We start from the raw sequence: 21,297 nt of genomic DNA on the forward strand, positions 1-21,297 counted from the left end.
ATGTTCACGACACGCTTTATACCTCGTTATTCTTTAAGGTTTCCTTCAGCTTGAATCGCTACTATCGCGCCTCAACAGGTCATTGTCGCGCGGCTCGACATGAGCACGCGAAACTACGCCGTGTTGTCAGATCATCGCAACGTGATCGTAAGCACTTCGACGGAATGGTCGGGCGGTTTTTTCCCGGTGCCTTTCGCCGATGTTTTTGCCAGTCATTCGCGCCACGCCACCTTGCCGTGCGTTCCTTCAGGCCACGAGACCAAGCCATGAAGCCAGTCACCGCCGACATGCTGCGAGCCCATCTGATGGCGGCTTCGCTCGCGGCCATGGGCACCGAAGTGCTCGCCTTGCTGGGGCTGCTGGTCTTGCCGGTTTCCCCGCAGGTCTTTAGTTCCACGACGTTCCAGTTCATTGCGCTTGCGCTGATCGTCTGTGGCGTCCTCGTGATGCGCCAATTCGCGCACGCTGCGTTCGACCTCGCTATTCAGAGCCACCATGCAACGCCCGCCGGCCGGCCCGTTTTGATCGAAGCGGATTGCCCGCGGCGCTGGTTCGTGATTCTTCATCTACGGTTTACCGGCAGGCCATTTGTGCTGGCCGGGCACTGACGGAAAGTGGCGATGGCGGTGCAGGTATTGACGGCATGCCAGTGCGTTCTGTTGTTCGGCTGCGTCGGAGGTTTGATTTGTTTGCCTACGGCGTTGGGCTTTTCCTTGATCTGGGTTTTTGGCCTTTCCTTGAATTTTTATTGGTCTATTAGTGTTGCCCCTGTGCGGGGCGGCACTTACTTTCTTTGCCGCCGCAAAGAAAGCTAAGCAAAGAAAGCGGCTCACACCGCCAGCGCATAAGCGGGTCCCCCGCACAGTCACGGTAGTGGTGCAACTGGAATCTGTGTTCCCGCACATTTGGCGTCAGTGACAAGGCAGTCATACTTCCCGCCTCGCACTGCGTGCTCGCCGGAAGGGGCCACCGGGAACAAGTGGCCTCGTTCGTGCACACAGGGGCCGCAGGGTCGCTGGTTTCGCTCAGGCAAGCCCTCATCAGCTGGCCCCGCACTGCGTGCGTCACGGATGGGTCTGCGTGGGAAATGAGGATTTTGCTGGTGCACGGTTTAGGAGCCATCAGCCCCGCCTCGGGCGAAGCTGATGGCGATGGCGTAGAGAGGCAGAGGCAGAGGCAGAGGAGAAGAGGAGAAGAGGCGAAGAGGCGATACACGCTGTGCCACGGCGTCAAACGAAGCATGAACGCGAAAGCGCAGCGATGGTTTTAAGAAGTACCTTTTGGTGGAAGGGTGAGGGCGAAAGCGCAGCGGACCGTTTTAAGAAGTAACCCTTGACGGCAGCGTGAGCGCAGACAGCGGTTGGTTTTGAGAAGTACCCTTCGGCGCGCGTAGCGCCGCTGGAAGTATGATGCCCTTGTCACTCACGTCGAATGTGCGGGAACACAGATTCCAGATGCACCACTACCGTGGCTGTGCGGGGGACCCGCTTAACAGTTAGCGGTGTGAGCCGCTTTCTTTTGCCTACTTTTCTTTGCGGCAGGCAAAGAAAAGTAGGTGCCGCCCCGCACAGGGGCAACGCTAATAATCCGATAACAAATCAAGGAAAGGCCACCGCCGCAGGCAGACAGCCAAAGCGCCCCGCAGGCAAACAAAACAGGAAAAGGCCACCGCCGCAGGCAGACAGCCAAAGCGCCCCGCAGGTAAACAAAACAGGAAAAGGCCACCACCGCAGGCAGACAGCCAAAGCGCCACGCAGGCAAACAAACCAAGGAAAGCAGGCGCTGCCCCGCACAAGCGCAACACTCCAAACGGAACGTTCACCGCCACCGGCGCGCCAGCCCATCCCCACATGTCACAAGCCTCTTCCAACACGCTGCTACAATCCTGTCTTTCTCGATTGATTGTGCGCTATGGGTTTCGAACAACTCGCTGAATTGAAGAAGCAACTGGCTGCGGCGCGCGCCGAAGCCGCACCTGCGGCCAAGCCCGGCGCGAAGCCTATCGCCAGGACCGGCGCGAAGCCTGTCGCCAAGCCTGGCGCGAATCCCGGCGCGAAGCCCGCCCGCAAGCCGGCGCCGCCGCGCCGTGCCGCGCCCGCTGCCAAGGTCGACGCGAAGCCTGTGGATCCGGTGGTGAAGTCGATCGGCAAGCTGCAAAAGCGCTTCCCGAACGCGTTCCCGAAGAATCCGGCACCCAAGCTCCCGCTCAAGGTCGGCATCTTCGAGGACCTCGTGGTTCACGCGAAGGAGCTATCGCTGAGCGAAGCCGAGTTACGCGATGCAATCAAGACCTGGTGCCGCGGCAGCCGCTACTGGAACTGTCTGGTCGAAGGCGCCGCGCGCGTGGATGTCACAGGCAGCGAAGCAGGCAAGGTGACGGCGCAGGAAGCGGCTGGCGCGCAGCGTCTGCAGGCGCATCGTGCGGGCCGGGGAGCGGCGAAAGCAGCAGCCGCGTCGGCGGATGCGTCCGCCAATGCCGCGGGCACCGCGCCAGCGTCGGGCGCTTCAGTGGATACAGCACCGCAAGCCGCGACCATCCCCCAAGGCGACGCGGACAGCCAGCCGCAACCTGCCTCGACGGACAACCCGGCCGTTGAATCGACAACGCCGCCGGCAGCACCGTCGGCCTCCCCCGAAGCATAAAAGACCAGTCCCAAGACCTGGCCCGCCGCCCCGCCTAGGGGTAGCGGCCTTGCGCCGCCGCCAGCCGGCTGCGCACGAAGCCGACGTGCTCACGCAGCACATAGAACGCGTCGGCGTATGCAAGCGGCATGCGCAAGAGGTTAAGCGACGCTTCGATCTGATCGAGTTCCGCGACCAATCGCTTGCGCTCTTCGTCAGTCGAGTCGGCGAGCGCGCCGCGTTCAATCGCAATCAGCGCACCGTAATAACGATAGATGCGCGAGCGTACGCGCCACCGGTACAGCGCCGGGATCAACCGCATCGCCGGAAAGAGCAGCACCGCCATCGGCAGTAATAGAACGAGCGTGCGGTCGCCGATGCTCGCGAGCCAGAACGGCAGCGCGCGGTATAAAAAACTCTTGCCGGTCTTGTAGTAGCGCTGCGCGTCTTCGCTGATCTGATATTCATGCGCGATCGGACTCGGGAATTCTCCCGCGCGCTGCAAGAGCCCAGGCATGCCGTGCACCTCCTGCGCGGCCTCGATCAATAAGTCGGAAATGGCGGGATGCAGGCTGGTTCGGGCCACTAGTTCAACCGTCGGACTGATCAGATGAATGGTCTCGGGCGGAATTCTGCGCTTCAGATCCAGCACGCCCGGTGGCAGATCGATTTCGTCGAGATAGGGAAAGAGGCGCGTATAGGCGCTGGCCTCGTCGAAATTCATCACGGAGATGCCAGGCACTTTCAAGAGCCGCAGCATCAAGCCGCGCGTGGCGGAGTCGCCGTTCAGAATCGCCGCGTCGACTTCGCCCGCCACCAGTTGCGTGGCGGCCTGCAAACCATCGCTTGGCACCAGCACGGTGTCGCCGCCCGATTCGATGCCATTCGCGTCCAGCAGTTTGAGCGAGAGCAGCCGCGTGCCGCTGCCTTCGCGGCCGATCGCAATCCGTTTGCCTTCCAGTTCCGACAACTCGCTTAAGCCCGTGCCGCGATAGAACACCACCACCGGGATATAGAAAACGCTGCCGAGCGACATCAGCGACGACGTATCGAGTCCATCGGCCACACCGCCTTGCACGAGTGCAAGATCGACATGCTGTTTCGGATCCAGCAGACGATGCAGGTTCTCCACCGAGCCATCGGATTCCAGCACCTTCAGCGTGATGCCGTTACGGGCGAGGATCTTCTTGTATTGATCCGCGGTGACGAGGAACGAACTGTCGTGCGGGCCCGCGCTTATCGTGATGGTTTTCGGTGGCGCCGGATCGACCACCCAGACGATCAGCGTGACCATCGCCACGACAAGCGCAGCCACGATGACGTAAGACAGCGTGTGATCGCGCCACTCCGCATGCGAATGATCGCCGGGAAAACGCGGAGGACGCGGGCGATGCGCTTTCATGGACACTCCGTGCCGGTAGCCGGGATGAGGCATTGTCCACTGTCCGCGGCGGAATTGCCGCTGGCAGTTTGCTCTATTGACCGCGGAGGGTCGTCAGGCCATTGGGCGGTGAATGTGTCTGCCTTTGACGCTGTGCAGCGGTGCGGTAGGGCGGTTGTGGGGCAGCGCGGGCGTGGAGCATTGGAGCAAGTGCAGCGGCGGGCAGTGCAACGGCACAAAGCCAAAACGACGGCCTGCGCGGCGCATAGGGAAAATCTCCGGCATAAGCGTCGCTTCATCGAACTCGATGAACGGTAGGCCGTGGCATAATTCGCGACAGCTTCTAATCGTGTCGCCGAGCGCATCTTGAGTCGTTTCCATCGGAAGATCGGCAGTTGGCTGGGATTGTTTGCGATCCTGATCGCCACGCTCGCGCCGACGATCTCGCATTCGCTTGCCGCACGCAATGTCGGCGACACCGGCATCGAAAGCGAGCATTGCTCGATGCCGGAGATGGCTTCGATGCCGTCCATGGACTCCATGCCGCCAATGGCCTCGATGCCAGATCAAGCATCGGACGACTCCGGCAGCAAACACAGTCAGCACCCGGCCATGTCCGACGGTGACGCCTGCGGCTATTGCAGCCTGCTCGCTCACATGCCCGTGATGCCGGGTGTCGAGGCGCTGTTCTCCGTTACCGTCCGCGCGACGCAGCACACCGTCGCCACCCGCTTCGAGAGCGTTCGCCGCGTCGAACCGCTTACCTTCGCGCAACCTCGCGCCCCTCCGCTCACATCCTGATCCGAGTCGCACCGGCGCGATGCATGACTGCATCGCGATGCCGCCGCACGTCCCCCGCTGGACGCGCGCGCCGACATAGTCACGACCCATGAACAGGATGAACCATGCAAACCCAAGTAACGCGCAGCGCGATACCGCTGCGCGCGAGGTCGCTCGTCGCGACTGCCGCCAGCGTATTGCTCCTCGCTCCTTCATTCGCCAGTGCCCACGCGATTGCGGGTGATCGCGTCTTTCCGTCGACGATGGCCGTCGACGACCCCGGCGTCGGCGACGAGGCCAACTTCGAGTACGGCCACCAGCGCGTACCGGGCGACAACGGCGACCAAAGCATCAATACCTTCGACTTCGAATACGACAAGCTGATCACGCCGCGGCTTGCGGTGTCGGTTGACGGCACGTATGCGATGCAGAGCAATCCGAAGGCACGCGGCTTCGACAATTTCGGCGTTGGTTTCAAGTACTTGCTGTACGTCAACGAGGAACACGAGTTCATGACTTCCGTTGGCGTGGACGCGGAACTCGGCGGCACGGGAAGCCGTGCGATCGCGGACAACTTTTCGACGATCTCACCGACGATCTATGCGGGCAAGGGCATGGGCGATCTTCCCGACTCGCTCGCCTATTTGCGGCCGATCGCGATCACGGGTGAGGCCGGGCCGGCGCTGACGACAGGAGCGGGGCAGCCGAACGCCTTCAACTATGGCTTCACGGTGCAGTACAGCTTGCCGTATTTGCAGCAGCACGTGCACGACATCGGCTTGCCGCAGCCGTTGGCGAACGTTATTCCGCTGGTGGAGATTCCGCTGTCGAGAAGCCAGGGGCAGACAACCGGCACAGTCAATCCGGGTTTCATCTGGATCAATCGCTATGGCCAGGTCGGCGTTGAAGCGCAGATCCCGATCAACCACGCCAGCGGCTCGCATGTGGGGATTCTGGTGCAGGCCCACATTTTCTTCGACGATGTCGCGCCGGCCACGATCGGCAAACCTCTCTTCCAGTAACGCAGCAACCTAGTAGGAGTAAGCGATGAAAAACGATCGACATGACTGGCTGCGGGCGGCAGCGAAGGTGCCGTTGATGATTGCCGGGCTGGTGTTTGCGGGTGCCGCTTTCGCTCATGTTTTTCCGGCGAAGCAGGAGCCGGGTGCGGGCACGACGGTGGCGTCGCCTTCTCAGGTCCGCGTGATGTTCGACGGGCCGCTTGAGCCGTCGTTCAGTTCGCTGACTGTGACCGATGCGAGCGGCAAGCAGGTTAATACAGAGAAGTCCGCGGTCGATGCGCGTCAGGCGGCACTCATCGTGGTGCCGTTGCCGCCGCTTGTGGCGGGGCGTTACACCGTGCATTGGGTGGCCGTGGCTTCTGATGGGCATCGGACGCATGGGGATTATGGGTTTGACGTGAAGTAGGAGGGCCTCCGGCGGTGGGTTTTGGTTGTGTGCCTGCGGCGTGGGGCTTTTGCTGGTTTGTTTGCCTGCTTGGCGGTTTGGCTGTGCTTTTATGGCGGTGGCCTTTTCCTGTTTTGTTTGCCTGTGTGGCGCTTTGGCTGTCTGCCTGCGGCGGTGGCCTTTCCTTGAATTCTTAGTGGTCTATTAGCGTTGCCCCTGTGCGGGGCGGCACTTACTTTCTTTGCCGCCGCAAAGAAAGCTAAGCAAAGAAAGCGGCTCACACCGCTAGCGCATAAGCGGGTCCCTCGCACAGTCACGGTAGTGGTGCAACTGGAATCTGTGTTCCCGCACATTTGGCGTCAGTGACAAGGCAGTCATACTTCCCGCCTCGCACTGCATGCTCGCCGGAAGGGGCCACCGGGAACAAGTGGCCTCGTTCGTGCATGCAGGGACTGCAGAGCCACTGGTTTCGCTCAGGCAAGCCCTCATCAGCTGGCCCCGCACTGCGTGCGTCACGGATGGGTCTGCGTGGGAAATGAGGATTTTGCTGGTGCACGGTTTAGGAGCCATCAGCCCCGCCTCGGGCGAAGCTGATGGCGATGGCGTAGAGAGGCAGAGGCAGAGGCAGAGGAGAAGAGGAGAAGAGGAGAAGAGGAGAAGGGGCGAAGAGGCGAAGAGGCGATACACGCTGTGCCACGGCGTCAAACGAAGCATGAACGCGAAAGCGCAGCGATGGTTTTAAGAAGTACCCCTCGGCGAAACCGTGAGCGCGAAAGCGCAGCGGACCGCTTTAAGAAGTACCCTTCGGCGGCAGCGTGAGCGCAGAAAAAACAGCGGATGGTTTTGAGAAATACCCTTCGGCGCGCGTAGCGCCGCTGGAAGTATGATGCCCTTGTCACTCACGTCGAATGTGCGGGAACACAGATTCCAGATGCACCACTACCGCGACTGTGCGGGGGCCCCGCTTAACAGTTAGCGGTGTGAGCCGCTTTCTTTTGCCTACTTTTCTTTGCGGCAGGCAAAGAAAAGTAGGTGCCGCCCCGCACAGGGGCAACGCTAATAATCCGATAACAAATCAAGGAAAGGCCAACGCCGCAGGCAGACAGCCAAAGCGCCACGCAGGCAAACAAACCAAGGAAAGGCCAACGCCATAAAAGCACAGAAAAACCGCCGCAGGCAAACAAATCAAGGAAAGGCCACCGCCGCAGGCAAACAGCCAAACCGCCAGGCAGGCAAACAAAACAAGAAAAAGCCCACCACCGCAGGCAGACAAACAAACAAACCGCCGCCAGGCAACCCCCTGCTACGATGCTGCCTTCATCAAGCAGAACGGTAACCCCGAGTGAAGCGCCTGATCCCCCAATTCCTACAGACCCTTGAAAAAGGGCTAACCCTCGCGAACCAGCCCATCGCCTGGGCTCTCTGGCACCTGCGCCATCCCACGCTGCGCGGCGTGGCCAAGGCCTGCGCCGCCATCCCGGCGCTCCTGCTCCTGTATGTGCTGATCCTGATCCCGTTCACGCCGGGCATCGGCGACATCCGTAAGGCGAAAATCGAGCAGCCGGCGCAGATTCTCTCAGCGGACGGCAAACTGCTCGCCGAATTCAAGCCCTCGAACCGCGAGTGGGTCAAACTCAAGGACATCTCGCCGAACGTCGTGAACGCGCTGATCGCCACCGAAGACCACCGCTTCTATCAGCATTTCGGGCTCGACTGGCGCCGCACGGCATCAGCCGCGCTGCACACGTTTTCCGGCGACCGCCAGGGCGGTTCGACCATCACCCAGCAACTCGCCCGCAATCTCTATCCGGACGAGATCGGCCGCGCGCCCACGCTGACCCGCAAGATCAAGGAGGCAATCACGGCCTTCAAGATCGAGGCGCTCTACACCAAGGACGAGATCCTCGAGACCTACCTCAACACGGTGCCGTTCCTCTACAACGCCTACGGCATCGAAATGGCGGCGCGAACCTATTTCGACAAATCGGCCGGCGACCTGACCGTGCTGGAAAGCGCGACGCTCACCGGCATGCTCAAGGGCAATAGCTACTACAACCCGGTGCTCAATCCGGAACGCGCGCTGCAACGGCGCAACACAGTGCTGGCGCAAATGGTCAAGTACGGCAAGCTCACGCCCGCGGCCTATGCGACGCTCGAACGCCGCCCCTTGCGCATCGATTTCGAACGGCAGACCGAGCCGCCCGGACCCGCGCCGCACTTCGCGCAGCAATTGCGCAAGTGGCTCGCGGCATGGGCCGATCGCAACGACTACAACCTCTATTCCGACGGACTGGTGGTGCGTACCACCATCGATTCGCGCTTGCAGACCATGGCCACTCAGGCCGTGACCCTGCAGGGTAACCAGTTGCAGGGCATCGCCAACTCGGCGTGGGGGACGCGCGCGGGTTGTGCTAACGGTCGGGACCTGCTGCAGACTTTCCTGCGCGAAACGCCCGACTATCGTGCCGCGAAAGACGCCGGTCTGTCGGACGACGACGCCATGAAACGCGTCTCGTCCGACCGCGACCTGGTGCAGTCGGTATGCGAATCCAAAACTCGCGTGCAGGCGGACTTTCTCGCCATGGATCCGCGCAATGGCCAGATCAAGGCATGGGTCGGCAGCCGCGACTTCAGCGAAGACCCGTTCGACCACGTGCAGCAGGCACGGCGTCAACCGGGCTCGACCTTCAAACCGTTCGTCTACGCCGCGGCCTTCGAAGACGGCGCGAAACCCAGCGACACGTTTATCGACAAGCCCGTCGAGATTCCGCTCGCCGGTGGCGAAGTCTGGCGTCCGAACGACGAGGATGAACCGAGCGAACGCGCCATCAGCCTGCGCGATGGTCTCGCTTATTCCCGCAACCGGATCACCGCCCAGTTGATGGAAACGGTCGGTCCGAACAAGGTCGCGAAACTGGCGCGTGCCATGGGCGTGCGCGACAGCGAACTCGACCCGGTGCCGTCGCTCGCGCTCGGCACGAGCCCGGTCACGCTGAAGGAAATGGTCTCGGCCTACGGCACGATCGCCAACCTTGGCGCTTACGTGGAGCCGGTGATGGTCACGCGGATAGAAGACCGCAACGGTGAAGTGCTGGCCGACTTCGCGCCCGTGTCGCCGAAACAGGAGTTGCCCGCCGACGCCGCCCGCACGCTCGTCGATGTGATGCGCGACGTGGTGAGCCGCGGCACGGGTTCGAGCATTCGCAGCCGTTTCGGCGTTCGCGGCGACGTCGCGGGCAAGACGGGCACGACGCAGGGCAATGCGGACGGCTGGTTCATCCTGATCCAACCGCAGCTCGTGGCAGGCGCGTGGGTCGGCTTCAACGACAGCCGGGTGACGTTGCGCAGCGACTATTGGGGCCAGGGGGCGCATAGCGCGTTGCCGATCGTCGGCGACTTTTTCCAGCGCGCGCAAAGATCGAAGCTGATCGATAGCCGCGTCAGGTTCGCGACCGAGCAGGAGCCGGGCTGGTTTGCCGAGCGGACCGGCAGGTTGCGCGAGTGGTTCCAGCAGCTGTTCGGGGCGTCGCCGGTGAAGACCGAGGCGCCGGTTGTCGCACGCAACACGACGCGGCGCGCGCCTGCTGCGCACACTGCGTCTGTACCTGCAGCGGCGTCGGCACCCGCATCGGCGTCCGCCGCGGCTGTTGAACCGAAGCCGTTGCCGCAGCCGCCGCTTCTTCAAGCGCCGTCAGCGCCTGTGCCAGCCAGCGGGGCAGTAGACGGTGCGGTGCATGGCAGCGGTGAACCGGCTCTCGCGCCCACGCCGACGCCAGACGACGTGATGCCACCGGACGCCGGCGGCGGCACGGCAAACTCATTCCCGAGCGCGCCGGCGAGCGCGAGCGCCTCGCCATGAGTTTTTACTAAGACTCTGCCACCTTCGGGCGGCCCGCCGCCCCCGCATTCGGCAGACTGCACGACGCCTCGAGCGAGGTATCGTGATGCAGCAGAAGCACGGCCGCCACCCCGACGAGCCCCGCTCCCGACAAGCAAAGCAGCCCGGCGCCGAAGCCGCCGGTGCTGTCCTTGATCCAGCCCATCGCGTAGGGCCCGAAGAATCCCGCCAGATTGCCGAGGGAATTGACCGCGGCGATGCCGCCCGCGGCCGCCGCGCCCGACAGGAACGCGGCCGGCAAGGTCCAGATCACCGGCAGGCAGCCGAAGATGCCGAAGCCGGCAATCGACAGCGCAATCATCTTCTGCACCGGGTTGTCGAGTCCGGCCGCCGCCGCAATACCGCCGGCCGCGACCAGCAGCGCGATCGCCACGTGCCATTTGCGTTCGAGCTTGCGGTCCGAATGGCGCCCCCAAAAAACCATGCTGATCACGCCGACGATATAAGGCAACGAGGTCACGAAGCCTGTCTGCAAGTTGCTCAGACCGAAAGACTTGACGATCTGCGGCAAAAAGAAACTCAGTCCGTAGTTGGTTGCGTTCGCACCGAAATAGATGAGCGCGACGGCGAGCACGCGCGGATTGAACAGCGCTTCCTTCACGCTGAACGTATGCACGGCCTCGCGATGCTCGCGCTCCTGAGCCTGGCGGGCGACCAGCCAGTCGCGTTCGTCATCGGCAAGCCAGCGGGCGTCGGCCGGTTTGTCGGTCAGATAGAACAGCACGGCGATCGAGAGCAGCAGGGCGGGCAGCGCCTCGATCAGATAGACCCACTGCCAGCCGGCCAGGCCGCCGCGTCCGTCCATCGACAGCAGGGCGCCGGATACCGGCCCGCCTATCACCGTGGAAAGCGGAATGGCCGCCATGAAATAGCCGACCACGCGGCCGCGGTACGCGGCGGGAAACCACAGCGTCAGCAGGAAAATAATGCCGGGGAAGAATCCCGCTTCAGCCACGCCCAGCAGGATCCGCAAGCCGTAAAACACGTGCGCGGGCGAGAACCCGGTGAAGCGGGCAATATCCGGGATATACGTCATCGCACCGGCGAGAATCCCCCATGTGAACATGATGCGGGCGATCCAGCGTCGCGCGCCGAATTTCTCGAGCAGCAGATTGGAGGGGACTTCGAAGAAAAAGTACGCGATAAAGAAAATCCCCGCGCCGAAGCCGAATGCACTCGCAGAAAGGCCAAGCGCCTTGTTCATCTGCAGTGCAGCAAAACCGACGTTGACCCGGTCAAGATAGGCAATGAAATAGCACAGGATCAGGAACGGCACGAGCCGAACCATCACGCGCTTCATGGTGCGTGCTTCGATCTCCATCGATGTCTCCTCCGGGTCAGTGTCCGGTCAGTTGATTGGTGTGGTTACAGACTAGTCGGTGAAGTGCGATTCCGAAAGTGTTTTGCCATGGCGGCGCCTGCCATGCTCACGTATTGGGATCACGTCCAGGGAATATGGACGCGGTCGAGATTCCGATCCAGCTGATAAGCCGCGCTGATCAGCGCCAGATGCGTCAACGCCTGCGGAAAGTTGCCGAGCGCCTCCCCGCTGGTCGCGACTTCCTCGGAGAACAGCCCAACATGGTTGGCGTACGCGAGCATCTTCTCGAACACGAGCCGGCCTTCGTCGACGCGTCCGGCCCGCGCCAGCGCTTCCGCGTACCAGAACGAACACGCGCTGAAGCCGCCTTCGATACCCGGTAGCCCGTCCAGCGTTTCGCCGCGCGTATAGCGGAAGATCAACGGGTCCACTTTCAATTCGCCGCCGATTGCATCGAGTGTGCCGATCCAGCGCGGATCGGTCGGACCGATAAAGCGCACGAGCGGCATCATCAGGGCCGATGCATCGAGGGTCTTCGAATCGGGCGTCTGGACGAACGCACCGAGTTCGCCGTTCCAGAAGTTGTCGTGGATATCGTTGTGAATCGCGTCGCGAGTCTCGAACCAGCGCTTGAGCGGCGCAGGGAGCGAGCGTTTTTCCGCGAGACGGAGTGCGCGATCTACCGTGACCCAGCACATCAGGCGCGAATGGAGCAGCGGCTTCACGCCGTTGCGAAACTCCCAGATGCCGTGATCCGGTTCGCGCCAGTGCTCGACCACGTAGTCCACGGTGCGTGTGACGTCGAGCCAGCCGGCGTGCGAAATCGCTGCGCCGTACTTGTTGTACAGGTAGATCGCGTCAAGCAGGGCCCCGTACACGTCGAGCTGGGTCTGATTGCGCGCCGCGTTGCCGATGAGCGGCGTACCTGCATTGCCCTTTTCCTTCGAGGCCAGTTCGGGGACCTCCGTTTCTTCCGGCGGGACCTTGCCATCGACGGTGTACATCACGCTCAACGAACCGTCCGAGTCGCAATGGCGGCTGCGCTCGGCGATCCACCTCATGAATTGACGGGCCTCGCCGGTGTAGCCGAGCCGCAGCAGTGCGTACACCGAGAACGCCGCATCGCGGATCCACGTGAAGCGATAGTCCCAGCGGCGCGAGCCGTGCAGGGCTTCGGCAAGGCCGAAAGTCGGCGCCGCCACGATGGCGCCGTGCTCGCTGGAACTCAGCAGTTTCAACGTCAACGCGGAGCGCATGACGACTTCACGGTAGCGGCCGCGGTAGGTGGATTGTGCCGACCAGTCCTGCCAATACCGGATCGTGTCGCGCAGTACCGTTTCGCATTCGAACGACTTCCCGCGCAATGCCTCGGCCTCGCCGAACACAAAGCCGACGGTTTCACCATCGTGCAATTCAAATTCCGCGTGCGCCGCGCCGTCGTCGACGGCGAGCGGCATGGTGGCGTTGAGCCGTAGCAGCAAGCTGGGGTCGACGGTGGAGAATTCCACGGCTTGAACTTCGACGGCTTGCGCGACGTGATCACTGCGCGCGTAGTCGAAGCGGGGCTCGCAACGCATCTTGAAAGCCATGCGTCCATGCACCTGGCGCAGCACGCGAATCACGCAGTTGGGTAGGGGGTGATCGGCGTCGGCGTCGGCGTCGTCCTGGGATACCGGCATGAAGTCGATGAGTTCGCACACGCCCTCAGTCGTCATGAAACGCGTCAGCAGGACATTGGTGTCCGGGAGGTACATCTGCTTGACATTGGCGGTGTCGAGTGCCGGCTCGATCGAAAAAGCACCGCCCCGCGACGGCTCGAGCAGACCGGCAAAAATAGTCGGCGAGTCGACGCGAGGGAAGCACATGAAGTCGATCGAACCGCGCAGCGACACCAGTGCCGTGGTTTTCATATTACCGACCATGCCGCGCGCGTCGGGCGGAAGCGCCGGTCTCGGTGGAATGGGTCGCTGATCGGGCATATCTGCACACTCCGCTAAAGACCTCGATGCGCTCCGGTCGGGAGACGCATCGGGTGGGTTACCGGCGGAGAGGAGACGGATGCGAACTCGCGCGAGTGTGCGTGCGCCGCGATCGTAGGCGGCAAGCCCATCGTGATCCCGGTTGCAAGGGATGAAAGCTTCTCGCGTCCGCCGATTGGATGGAAGGGAGATAGCAACGACTGTGCCGCGGTTTGCCCTAAAACCGATGCGACATCCCCACCGTCGCAAGAATCTGCTTCGTTCCTGGCGCGCTCACCGTCACGCCCGGCCAGCTCACCGTGGCGGTGCCGTTGTTCTTCAGATAGCCGGCCCGCATGTAGAAACTCGTGCGTTTAGAGATCGAATGGTCGACGCCCACTTCGATGCCCGGCGTATTGTCATGCGCGCCGCGCACATTGCGCTGGACGCCGGCAATCGCGATCACGTCGGCCGGCGTGGCCTGGATCGTCGCACCGAGCTCCGCGATACTGAGCGAATGGCCGGTGCCCAGATGCGCTGCCAGCGAACCTGGCGCCGGGTCCTTCGCGCGGTTGTAGGAATAGTTGAACTGCAAGTTCACGATGCCGATCCGGTAAGCGAGCGCACCGATGAAGTGTTCGGTTCCCAGCAGGCTCAGCGAAGCGGGCAGGCCGGCGATGGTTTCCTGTCCCGGATGCTGGTTCACATATGCAAGCCCCGCGTAGAAACCGTAGGCCGAGTAAGTGGCCGCGACGTTCAGCATGTTGCCCGTCGTGGCCGGCACGGGCTGGCTCACCGTGGCGGCGAACGCATACATGCCGTAAAACTGCAGCCCCTTCAGATTCGGCGACGCATACATGATCGAATTGCTGGCGCGGCCGGAATCGTATTGCGTCGATAGCGTATTCCGGTCCACTGCGAGGACGTTGGCCGAAAACGGCGACAACACTTCGTTCGCGCGAAACGGATCGGACGGATAGATGACCCGGAAGCTCGGCTCGTACTGACGCCCCATGGTCACCGAACCGTATCTGGCGTCGCTCAGGCCGACCCATGCCTGACGATAGAACAACGCCGTGGTATCGGCGAACAAGCCGCCGTTGTTCACGTTAAAACCCGTTTCGACATTGAACTGCGCCTTCAGTCCGCCGCCGAGGTCTTCGGTGCCCTTCAGGCCGAACAGGGAGCCCGTCGAGCCGCCGCTCTTTTCGGAAAAGGAATGGACGCCGCCGTTGTCCAGATACTGGATGTTCGCATCGACGACGCCGTACAAGGTCACGCTCGAATCGGCGGCCGCCGCGCCACCGGCGGCCAGAATCAATGTGGCTCCGCAAACGCCATGATTGATAAAACGCATGCATGTCTCCTCTTTTTATATCCGCCTGCCGCGGACTTGATTGCACAGCCTTGCTGCGGGGCCAGCGCGGTCCGGCTTAATCGACCGAGCCGCCGTCGAAAATCGAATGGCCGTGCTAATTTCAAGTCAACTGACGGGATAAAGCCAGTGCATTGTTTTTATGAGAAGAATGCAGATATTGCATGATGAAAAAGCGCGAGAAACCGGGCCAGCGCGGGCGAGGTCACATCGTTGAGTGGACACGGCGTGGGCTTGCGTGATGCCCATCCCTGGCACTCCCCGGTGGCAATTGTTCAGGCGGATGCAACAGTGTTTTCGGATGAAGAGGCTGATCTGGCGCGCCTGATTGCGGATAATTTCGAGATTGATAAAACGATCAGAAAACGCAGGCGAATCATGTTGAACACGGTTTTAGATTACTTGCCAGGACAGGAGCGGGCGCGCTCGGCGCTACAGCGCCGAAGCATGCTGTCAAACCAGACACGCAACCAGACACACAGCCGGGCACGCGCGTGGATCGCTGCAGTGGCCGCGTGCGCCAGCCTCATCGGATGTGCGTCGACCACCGATGTTGCCGCCACCGGCAAACCCGGCACCTACACGGTAGCGGCGAGCGCGACGGGCGGCCGGATGGCCTGGGCCCGCGCGCATGAACACGCAATCAGCGAGGCGCGCGACTATTGCGAGCGTCGCGGCATGCAGAGCAGTGTCACGACTGAAACGGTGAGTGGCGTGCAGATGATGACGGAGCACGCATCATCAGTGAGTTTCGAGTGTCATCCGAAGTTCTAGTGCTGCGGCTCGATGGCCTGTTGCACAGTCAGGTCCATGCGGGCACGCACATGGACGCTCATGCATCTCGAGCTATGCGCTCAAGGTTTGTCGAACGTGACGAGCTTTTTGTCCTTCGTGTCCGCTACGAAAATGGCCAGTAGTTTCGCCGGTTCCGTATCGCTCGCGTTTTCGCTGACGGTGTGATGCGCGCCGGGCTTCTCGGTCCAGTATTCCCCCGCATGAAACACGCGCTCCTCGCCATTGCCGACACGGCTGCGGATCGCGCCCGAGAGCACATAGCCGACCACAAAAGCCTGTCCATGCCGATGCGAGGGCGACTTGCCGCCAGGCGCATAGTCGACGACGAGCGCCGTCATCGTTTTGCCCGGCACGTTGGCGATTGCCTCGCGGAACGCGGGCGTGATCGTCTCCGGTGTCGCGGCCGGACCGGCGGCAAATACGGTTTGGGTGCTTGCCGCGATGGAAAGACCGGCGAGCGCCAGCGTCGCGATTAGTCTACGGATTTTCATGCGATTACTCCTGGTTCAATGCCATGGCATCGTGGTTCATTTCCAGAGCCGCGGACGGCGCCGGCTTTAGCTGGCTGGCCCAGTTTGCCGCCATTGCGTCGAGCTCAACGCGCGCGAGTTGGATCGCTCGCGTTTGACACTGGCGTCGACCTGCATGATTTTCATGACTTCTTTCCTTCAGGGTTCAGGCGGAAATGGCTCGCGCGGGCACGGCGGCAGTGCCCTCAAGTCGGCACTTTGCGAAACGCGATCGCAAAGCGGTTCCACGCGTTGATGGCGGAGACGAGGAGCGTCAGGTCGACCAGTTCTTCGTCGCTGAAATGCGGGCGCACGGCTTGCCATACAGCGTCGGGTACGTGTTCTTGCGACACCAGCGTGAGCGCTTCGGTCCATTCGAGCGCGGCGCGTTCACGGTCGGTGAAGAACGGCGTTTCACGCCACACCACGACGGTGGCCAGACGCCGTTCGGATTCGCCGCCTTTGCGGGCATCCGTGGTGTGCATGTCGACGCAGAAAGCGCAGCCGTTGATCTGGGACGCGCGCAGCCGGACCAGTTCAGCCAGCGATTTTTCGATGGCCGATTTGCCGATGCGTTCTTCGACGCCGAGTAGCGCCTTGATGGCAGCGGGACTGGCTTTGTAGAAGTCGAGACGTTGTTCCATGATTTACTCCTTGATGGTTTGGGGTCCACTCAGCAGTGGTGGGGTGAGTGCAGATTAGCGGTTCAACTGGCTCAGTGAAATGACCGATTTCTGGTAATTTTGGGTATCCACTTTTTTGAGGGAATGCGGTGTCGGGGGGGGGTATCCGGCGCAGAGGTTGCTGGCTCCGTCGTCGGTACGCGGCTAACCCGCCCGCGTCCCGGCAGCCTCGGGCGCTCCGAAGTGGCTATGGACTCGGTGCGTCGCGAAGCTGGCCCAGATACGCCGTGAGACTGCGCGGCCACTCGTCGGAATAGCCGTCGATCATTAGCCTGCGAGAAACACCGAGATGGCAGTTTTGTCATTTAAAACAGGGTGTGCCAAGCGCGTCTCGGTGTTTTCTCTAGTAGATATCATTAGGTCCCTAAGAATAAATTGTGGGTATCTGCTTGAGCCTCGCCATCGGCGAGCGCGGCCAGGTGTCCAACCAGAAAGGGGCATGCGTGGAATTGACAACCGATGTGGCAGCGGGTGCCGTCCGACGTAACCGGATTTCGAGCAAATGGTTCATCATCGGCAGCGCGGTTGTCGTCGTTTCGTTGCTCGCCCTGATTCCGCTGACCTTTCTCTTCTGGCAAAGCTTTTTCACGCCGCAGATCGCGGATTCGCCGGCCGTCGCCACCATCGGCAACTACGTCACGGCATTCGGCAGTTGGAATACGTTGCGCACCCTGGTGACGTCGCTGCGCTTTGCGTTCGGCGCGGCGCTCGTCTCGTTCGTGATCGGCACGGTGCTGGCGTGGATCATCGAGCGCACGAATACGCCTTTCCGCAAGCTGTTTTATGCGGTCACGATCGTACCGCTGATCATTCCCAGCATCCTCTTCACCATTTCGTGGATCTTTCTCGCGAGCCCGAAGATCGGTGTGCTGAATGTCGCGCTCACGGCGCTGTTCGGCATCACCAAACCGGTATTCAACATTTACAGCATTGGCGGCATGATCTGGGTCGACGGACTGCATTACTCGACCATGGCGTTCCTGCTGATGTCCGCCGCCTTTCGCGGCATGGACCCTTCGCTCGAGGAATCGTCGCTGATGTGCGGCGCGGGTCTCGGCCGGACGATGTGGCGCATCACCTTGCGGCTTGCGTTGCCGGCCGTCGCGTCGACGTTGCTGATCCTGTTCGTGCGGGCGCTCGAATCGTTCGAGGTGCCGGCGTTGATCGGTCTGCCGGTCAAGCTCCAGGTGTTCACTTCGTCGATCTATGAAGCGATCGAACAGTATCCGAGCCAGATCGGCCTCGCCTCGGCCTATTCGATGCTGCTCGTCGTGATTACGTCGGCATGCCTGTATCTGCAGGCGCGTGTGACCGGCCGCAACGACCGTTTTGCGACGATGACCGGCAAAGGCTTCCGGCCGCGCGTCGTCGATATTGGCCGCTGGCGCATTGTCACGGTGGGCATCTTCCTCGTCTACTTCCTGCTGCTCGTCGCGTTGCCGTTCGTCGTGCTGCTATGGTCGTCGCTGCAAAAATACTATCGTTCGCCGTCGCTCGACGCGCTGCATCATCTTTCGTTCGACGCGTACCGTTACATCCTTCATCTGTCCGTGCTGCGCAGCGCGGTCGTGAATAGCCTGGTGCTGTCGGTGGGTTGCGCGACGGCGGTCATGCTGCTGAGCGCGGTGGTCAGCTGGATCGTGATCAAGACGAAGCTGCCGGGCCGCGCATTGCTGAATCATCTGGCTTCGCTGCCGCTGGTGTTTCCGGGGCTCGTACTCGGTCTGTCGTTCATGATCGTGTCGTTGAAAGTCGACATCGGCATCTATGGCACGCTGTGGATTCTGCTGCTCGCGTACATCACGCGTTTCATGCCGTATGGCATGCGCTATACGTCGACCTCGATGACGCAGATTCACAAGGAACTGGAAGAGTCCGCCGCAATGAGTTGCGCGAGCTGGACCACCACGTTCTACCGCATCGTCTTGCCGCTGCTCAAACCCGGCCTGCTGGCGGGCTGGATCTACGTGATGATCGTATCGATTCGCGAACTGTCGAGTTCGGTGCTGCTGTATAGCCCGGGTTCGGAGACGGTCTCGATCGTGATCTGGGAGTTGTGGCAGAACGGGCAATACGTCGAACTCTCGGCGTTGAGCGTGATGCTCGTGATCGCGTTGCTGGCGCTCGTTTCGCTCGCACAGTATGTGGGCGGGAAGTTCGGCGTGAAAACCAGTCACCGTTAGAACGCTGCACCTTTTGTCTGACGCAGGAACGAATTTTCCGGAGAAAGACGTGCTGAGTGTACAAGCCCTGAACACCGAATATGTGGACGGCAACAACGTGCGGGTACGCGCGGCGCGTGACGTGTCGTTCGATGTGCCCGCCGGCAAGCTCTTTACGTTGCTGGGCCCGAGCGGCTGCGGCAAGACCACGACGTTGCGCTCGATCGCGGGCCTCGAAAAGCCTGTGGGCGGCGCGATTCTGGTGAACGGCGTGACGATGTATTCGTCGAGCAGCGATACCTTCGTGCCGCCGAATCGCCGGCAGTTCGGCATGGTATTCCAGTCGTACGCGATCTGGCCGCATATGACGGTGTTTCGCAACGCCAGTTTTCCATTGGAAGTCGGCGCGAAAAAGTATTCGAAGCGCGAGATCGAAGAGAAGGTGATGCGCGTACTCACGGCAGTCGGCCTCGATCATGTCGCCGATCGCGATGCGACGCGAATGTCGGGCGGTCAGCAGCAGCGGCTCGCGCTGGCGCGCGCACTCGTGATGGAACCCAAGCTGTTGCTGCTCGATGAGCCGCTGTCGAATCTCGATGCCAAACTGCGCGACAAGATGCGCTTTGAGCTCAAGCGGATGCAGCGCGAACTGCGCATCACGACGATCTACGTGACGCACGATCAGGAGGAGGCGCTGGCGCTGTCGCATGAAATCGCGGTCATGAAGGAAGGCCAGATCGTGCAGAAGGCGGCGCCGCGCGATATTTACGACCTGCCGAATAGCCGCTTCGTCGCGGACTTTGTCGGCTCGACGAATTTTATCGACGGCACCGTCCGCGATTGCGAAGACGATGGCGGCAACATCGTCATCGATTCCGCCATTGGCACGATGGCGGTGGCGAATGCGGTCGAATGCCGTGACGGCGAAGAAGTGGTGATTTCGCTGCGTCCGGAAAACGTGCTGGTGCACGAGACGCGTGAAGCCGCGCAAGGGCAGCGCAACGTTTTCGAGGGGACGGTCCACGCCAAGGTGTTTCTCGGCGAGACACTCGACTTCCAGATCAGCATCAACGACCAGATCGTGCTTGCGCGCGTGCATCCTTCGCACAAGACACCGGTCGGTCAACCGATCTGGTTTTCGGTCGATCCGGCGAGCTGCATTGCGCTGCGCAGCGAACGCGCCTGATCGGGATTGATCCTGGTGTGATCCTGACGTAGTGAATTAAAACGCTCGCAGTGTCCGTGAATCCAGCGGGCATCTGTGAGCGTTTTACGTTCTACGCTTCAAGCCGATTCAACCCACTTCAAGCCGAAGCGTGCAGGAAAATCTGATTGAAGGTTTTCGTCCACGCCATCTTTTCCTTCAGCGGCATCGCCGGATCCACCAGGGTTATCTTCGTGCCCTGCAACGGCGACGCCACCGTTCGGTTAGTCGGCACATAGTCGAGCGATGCAAGAACCCGCTGCGCGTCGACCGAAAGCAGATAGTCGTACATCAGCAAAGCGGCAGCGGGATGCGGCGCGTGATTCGTCACGGCGATGCCATTCGCGCGCGCGGCCGCGGGTTCCATCAGAAACCAGTCGATCGGCGCGCCTTTGCGTTTCGCCTGCGCGGGCATGTAGTTGTACACCTCGAGGCCGAGCGGCACTTCGCCGGCCGCGACGAGATTGGTCAGCAACGAATTGCCGACCCGGGCCGAGACGCCATTCCGGTCGACCAGCGTTCTGAAAAATTCGACGCCGTTGTCTCCCCCCATTTGCGTTGCAATCGTCGCAAACCAATCGGCGCTTTTGGCTTCAATGCCGAGCTTGCCTTTCCAGTGAGGTGCAAGCAGATCGTCGAAGGTCTTCGGCAGATCGCTGCGCTGAATCAGGCTCGTGTTGTACGCCTGCACCCAAACCGACAGCATTGTCGCCGCCCATTGGCGATGAGCGGGAATCGTCTCCGGCATCAACTGCTCGAGCACCGGCGACACAACCGGCTGCAACAACTTCTCGCGGCGCAAGGCGTCGAGAAACGAGGAGCCCGTATGCACGGCGTCGACGATATAGCGCCGGCCTTGTGCCTCGGCGACACACCGTTGCACGACCTGTTCATCCCCAGCGCGCCACACGTTGACCTTGATGCCGTAGCGGCTTTCGAATGGATCGATCAGCGGGGCAATATCCGACTGCGCGATCGAGGTATAAAACGTCAGTTCGCCTTCGTCTTTCGCCGCGCGCAGGACGCGATCAGCACGATCGGCGCCGGTGTATTGGGTGAGCGCCATGTTCGGCGAGATTTTCTCGGCGGCCAGCGCGAGATTCATTGAACTGGCGAGAGGCCAAAGCGCGCACAGCTTGATCAGCGAGCGTCGGGTAGTCATGTTGTCTCCATGTGTTTTTATAGTAGACGGTAGAGCGGGG

General features: G+C 61.5%; 16 protein-coding genes. 9 read left to right on the plus strand and 7 right to left on the minus strand.

The window, feature by feature from the left end; genetic code table 11:
• Nucleotides 1-266: 266 nt before the first annotated feature.
• Nucleotides 267-608: a hypothetical protein gene (locus PQR53_RS21595; protein ID WP_408458108.1), complete on the plus strand. Its 342-nt coding sequence runs from the start codon at nucleotides 267-269 to the stop codon at nucleotides 606-608.
• A 1,303-nt stretch (nucleotides 609-1,911) separates the two neighbouring features.
• Entirely contained in the window at nucleotides 1,912-2,643 is a 732-nt protein-coding gene (locus PQR53_RS21600) for a ProQ/FinO family protein (RefSeq protein WP_408458111.1), read from the plus strand.
• A 34-nt stretch (nucleotides 2,644-2,677) separates the two neighbouring features.
• Here the strand turns inward: PQR53_RS21600 and PQR53_RS21605 are convergent, their stop codons facing one another.
• Nucleotides 2,678-4,024 (minus strand): TAXI family TRAP transporter solute-binding subunit, encoded by a 1,347-nt coding sequence (locus PQR53_RS21605; RefSeq protein WP_408458114.1) that lies wholly within the window; start codon nucleotides 4,022-4,024, stop codon nucleotides 2,678-2,680.
• Nucleotides 4,025-4,369: 345 nt separating this feature from the next.
• Here PQR53_RS21605 and PQR53_RS21610 point away from each other — a divergent pair, with 345 nt between their 5' ends.
• The 4 genes from PQR53_RS21610 to PQR53_RS21625 all read left to right on the plus strand — a co-directional run bounded on the left by PQR53_RS21610 (nucleotide 4,370) and on the right by PQR53_RS21625 (nucleotide 10,049).
• On the plus strand, nucleotides 4,370-4,804 hold the full coding sequence (locus PQR53_RS21610; protein WP_408458117.1) for a DUF2946 domain-containing protein: 435 nt from the start codon (nucleotides 4,370-4,372) through the stop codon (nucleotides 4,802-4,804).
• A gap of 104 nt (nucleotides 4,805-4,908) precedes the next feature.
• Complete coding sequence (locus PQR53_RS21615; protein WP_408458120.1) at nucleotides 4,909-5,805, plus strand: hypothetical protein; 897 nt, start codon at nucleotides 4,909-4,911, stop codon at nucleotides 5,803-5,805.
• Nucleotides 5,806-5,830: 25 nt separating this feature from the next.
• A complete protein-coding gene (locus PQR53_RS21620; RefSeq protein WP_408458123.1) occupies nucleotides 5,831-6,211 on the plus strand; it encodes a copper resistance CopC family protein in 381 nt (126 codons plus the stop codon).
• Nucleotides 6,212-7,532: 1,321 nt separating this feature from the next.
• Nucleotides 7,533-10,049, plus strand: coding sequence for a penicillin-binding protein 1A (locus PQR53_RS21625; RefSeq protein WP_408458126.1), 2,517 nt, complete (start codon nucleotides 7,533-7,535; stop codon nucleotides 10,047-10,049).
• Nucleotides 10,050-10,056: 7 nt separating this feature from the next.
• Here the strand turns inward: PQR53_RS21625 and PQR53_RS21630 are convergent, their stop codons facing one another.
• The 3 genes from PQR53_RS21630 to PQR53_RS21640 all read right to left on the minus strand — a co-directional run bounded on the left by PQR53_RS21630 (nucleotide 10,057) and on the right by PQR53_RS21640 (nucleotide 14,724).
• Nucleotides 10,057-11,409 carry an MFS transporter gene (locus PQR53_RS21630; protein ID WP_408458129.1) on the minus strand — a complete coding sequence of 451 codons (1,353 nt, stop codon included), beginning with the start codon at nucleotides 11,407-11,409 and terminating at the stop codon, nucleotides 10,057-10,059.
• 119 nt (nucleotides 11,410-11,528) lie between these two features.
• Entirely contained in the window at nucleotides 11,529-13,388 is a 1,860-nt protein-coding gene (locus PQR53_RS21635; RefSeq protein ID WP_408458132.1) for a glycoside hydrolase family 15 protein, read from the minus strand.
• Between the two features lie 217 nt (nucleotides 13,389-13,605).
• Complete coding sequence (locus PQR53_RS21640) at nucleotides 13,606-14,724, minus strand: porin (protein ID WP_408458135.1); 1,119 nt, start codon at nucleotides 14,722-14,724, stop codon at nucleotides 13,606-13,608.
• A gap of 465 nt (nucleotides 14,725-15,189) precedes the next feature.
• Between PQR53_RS21640 and PQR53_RS21645 the strand changes: the two genes are divergently transcribed.
• Nucleotides 15,190-15,516, plus strand: coding sequence for a hypothetical protein (locus PQR53_RS21645; protein ID WP_408458548.1), 327 nt, complete (start codon nucleotides 15,190-15,192; stop codon nucleotides 15,514-15,516).
• An 80-nt stretch (nucleotides 15,517-15,596) separates the two neighbouring features.
• On the opposite strand, the gene PQR53_RS21650 is transcribed toward PQR53_RS21645, so the two are convergent.
• Together PQR53_RS21650 and PQR53_RS21655 are read right to left on the minus strand one after the other, a co-directional pair.
• Entirely contained in the window at nucleotides 15,597-16,028 is a 432-nt protein-coding gene (locus PQR53_RS21650) for a cupin domain-containing protein (protein ID WP_408458137.1), read from the minus strand.
• Nucleotides 16,029-16,252: 224 nt separating this feature from the next.
• Nucleotides 16,253-16,690 carry a carboxymuconolactone decarboxylase family protein gene (locus tag PQR53_RS21655; RefSeq protein ID WP_408458140.1) on the minus strand — a complete coding sequence of 146 codons (438 nt, stop codon included), beginning with the start codon at nucleotides 16,688-16,690 and terminating at the stop codon, nucleotides 16,253-16,255.
• 428 nt (nucleotides 16,691-17,118) lie between these two features.
• Here PQR53_RS21655 and PQR53_RS21660 point away from each other — a divergent pair, with 428 nt between their 5' ends.
• Entirely contained in the window at nucleotides 17,119-18,912 is a 1,794-nt protein-coding gene (locus PQR53_RS21660; protein WP_408458143.1) for an ABC transporter permease, read from the plus strand.
• 49 nt (nucleotides 18,913-18,961) lie between these two features.
• Nucleotides 18,962-20,077 carry an ABC transporter ATP-binding protein gene (locus PQR53_RS21665; protein WP_408458146.1) on the plus strand — a complete coding sequence of 372 codons (1,116 nt, stop codon included), beginning with the start codon at nucleotides 18,962-18,964 and terminating at the stop codon, nucleotides 20,075-20,077.
• A 118-nt stretch (nucleotides 20,078-20,195) separates the two neighbouring features.
• On the opposite strand, the gene PQR53_RS21670 is transcribed toward PQR53_RS21665, so the two are convergent.
• Complete coding sequence (locus tag PQR53_RS21670; RefSeq protein ID WP_408458149.1) at nucleotides 20,196-21,257, minus strand: ABC transporter substrate-binding protein; 1,062 nt, start codon at nucleotides 21,255-21,257, stop codon at nucleotides 20,196-20,198.
• Between the last annotated feature and the right edge of the window lie 40 nt (nucleotides 21,258-21,297).

Source organism: Paraburkholderia fungorum, from assembly GCF_046027605.1.
GTDB lineage: Bacteria > Pseudomonadota > Gammaproteobacteria > Burkholderiales > Burkholderiaceae > Paraburkholderia > Paraburkholderia fungorum_F.

Coding starts and splice junctions, on each gene's coding strand:
- PQR53_RS21595 (WP_408458108.1), top strand. CDS start 267: ATGAAGCCAGTCACCGCCGACATGCTGCGAGCCCATCTGATGGCGGCT.
- PQR53_RS21600 (WP_408458111.1), top strand. CDS start 1,912: ATGGGTTTCGAACAACTCGCTGAATTGAAGAAGCAACTGGCTGCGGCG.
- PQR53_RS21605 (WP_408458114.1), bottom strand. CDS start 4,024: ATGAAAGCGCATCGCCCGCGTCCTCCGCGTTTTCCCGGCGATCATTCG.
- PQR53_RS21615 (WP_408458120.1), top strand. CDS start 4,909: ATGCAAACCCAAGTAACGCGCAGCGCGATACCGCTGCGCGCGAGGTCG.
- PQR53_RS21620 (WP_408458123.1), top strand. CDS start 5,831: ATGAAAAACGATCGACATGACTGGCTGCGGGCGGCAGCGAAGGTGCCG.
- PQR53_RS21630 (WP_408458129.1), bottom strand. CDS start 11,409: ATGGAGATCGAAGCACGCACCATGAAGCGCGTGATGGTTCGGCTCGTG.
- PQR53_RS21635 (WP_408458132.1), bottom strand. CDS start 13,388: ATGCCCGATCAGCGACCCATTCCACCGAGACCGGCGCTTCCGCCCGAC.
- PQR53_RS21640 (WP_408458135.1), bottom strand. CDS start 14,724: ATGCGTTTTATCAATCATGGCGTTTGCGGAGCCACATTGATTCTGGCC.
- PQR53_RS21645 (WP_408458548.1), top strand. CDS start 15,190: ATGCTGTCAAACCAGACACGCAACCAGACACACAGCCGGGCACGCGCG.
- PQR53_RS21650 (WP_408458137.1), bottom strand. CDS start 16,028: ATGAAAATCCGTAGACTAATCGCGACGCTGGCGCTCGCCGGTCTTTCC.
- PQR53_RS21655 (WP_408458140.1), bottom strand. CDS start 16,690: ATGGAACAACGTCTCGACTTCTACAAAGCCAGTCCCGCTGCCATCAAG.
- PQR53_RS21670 (WP_408458149.1), bottom strand. CDS start 21,257: ATGACTACCCGACGCTCGCTGATCAAGCTGTGCGCGCTTTGGCCTCTC.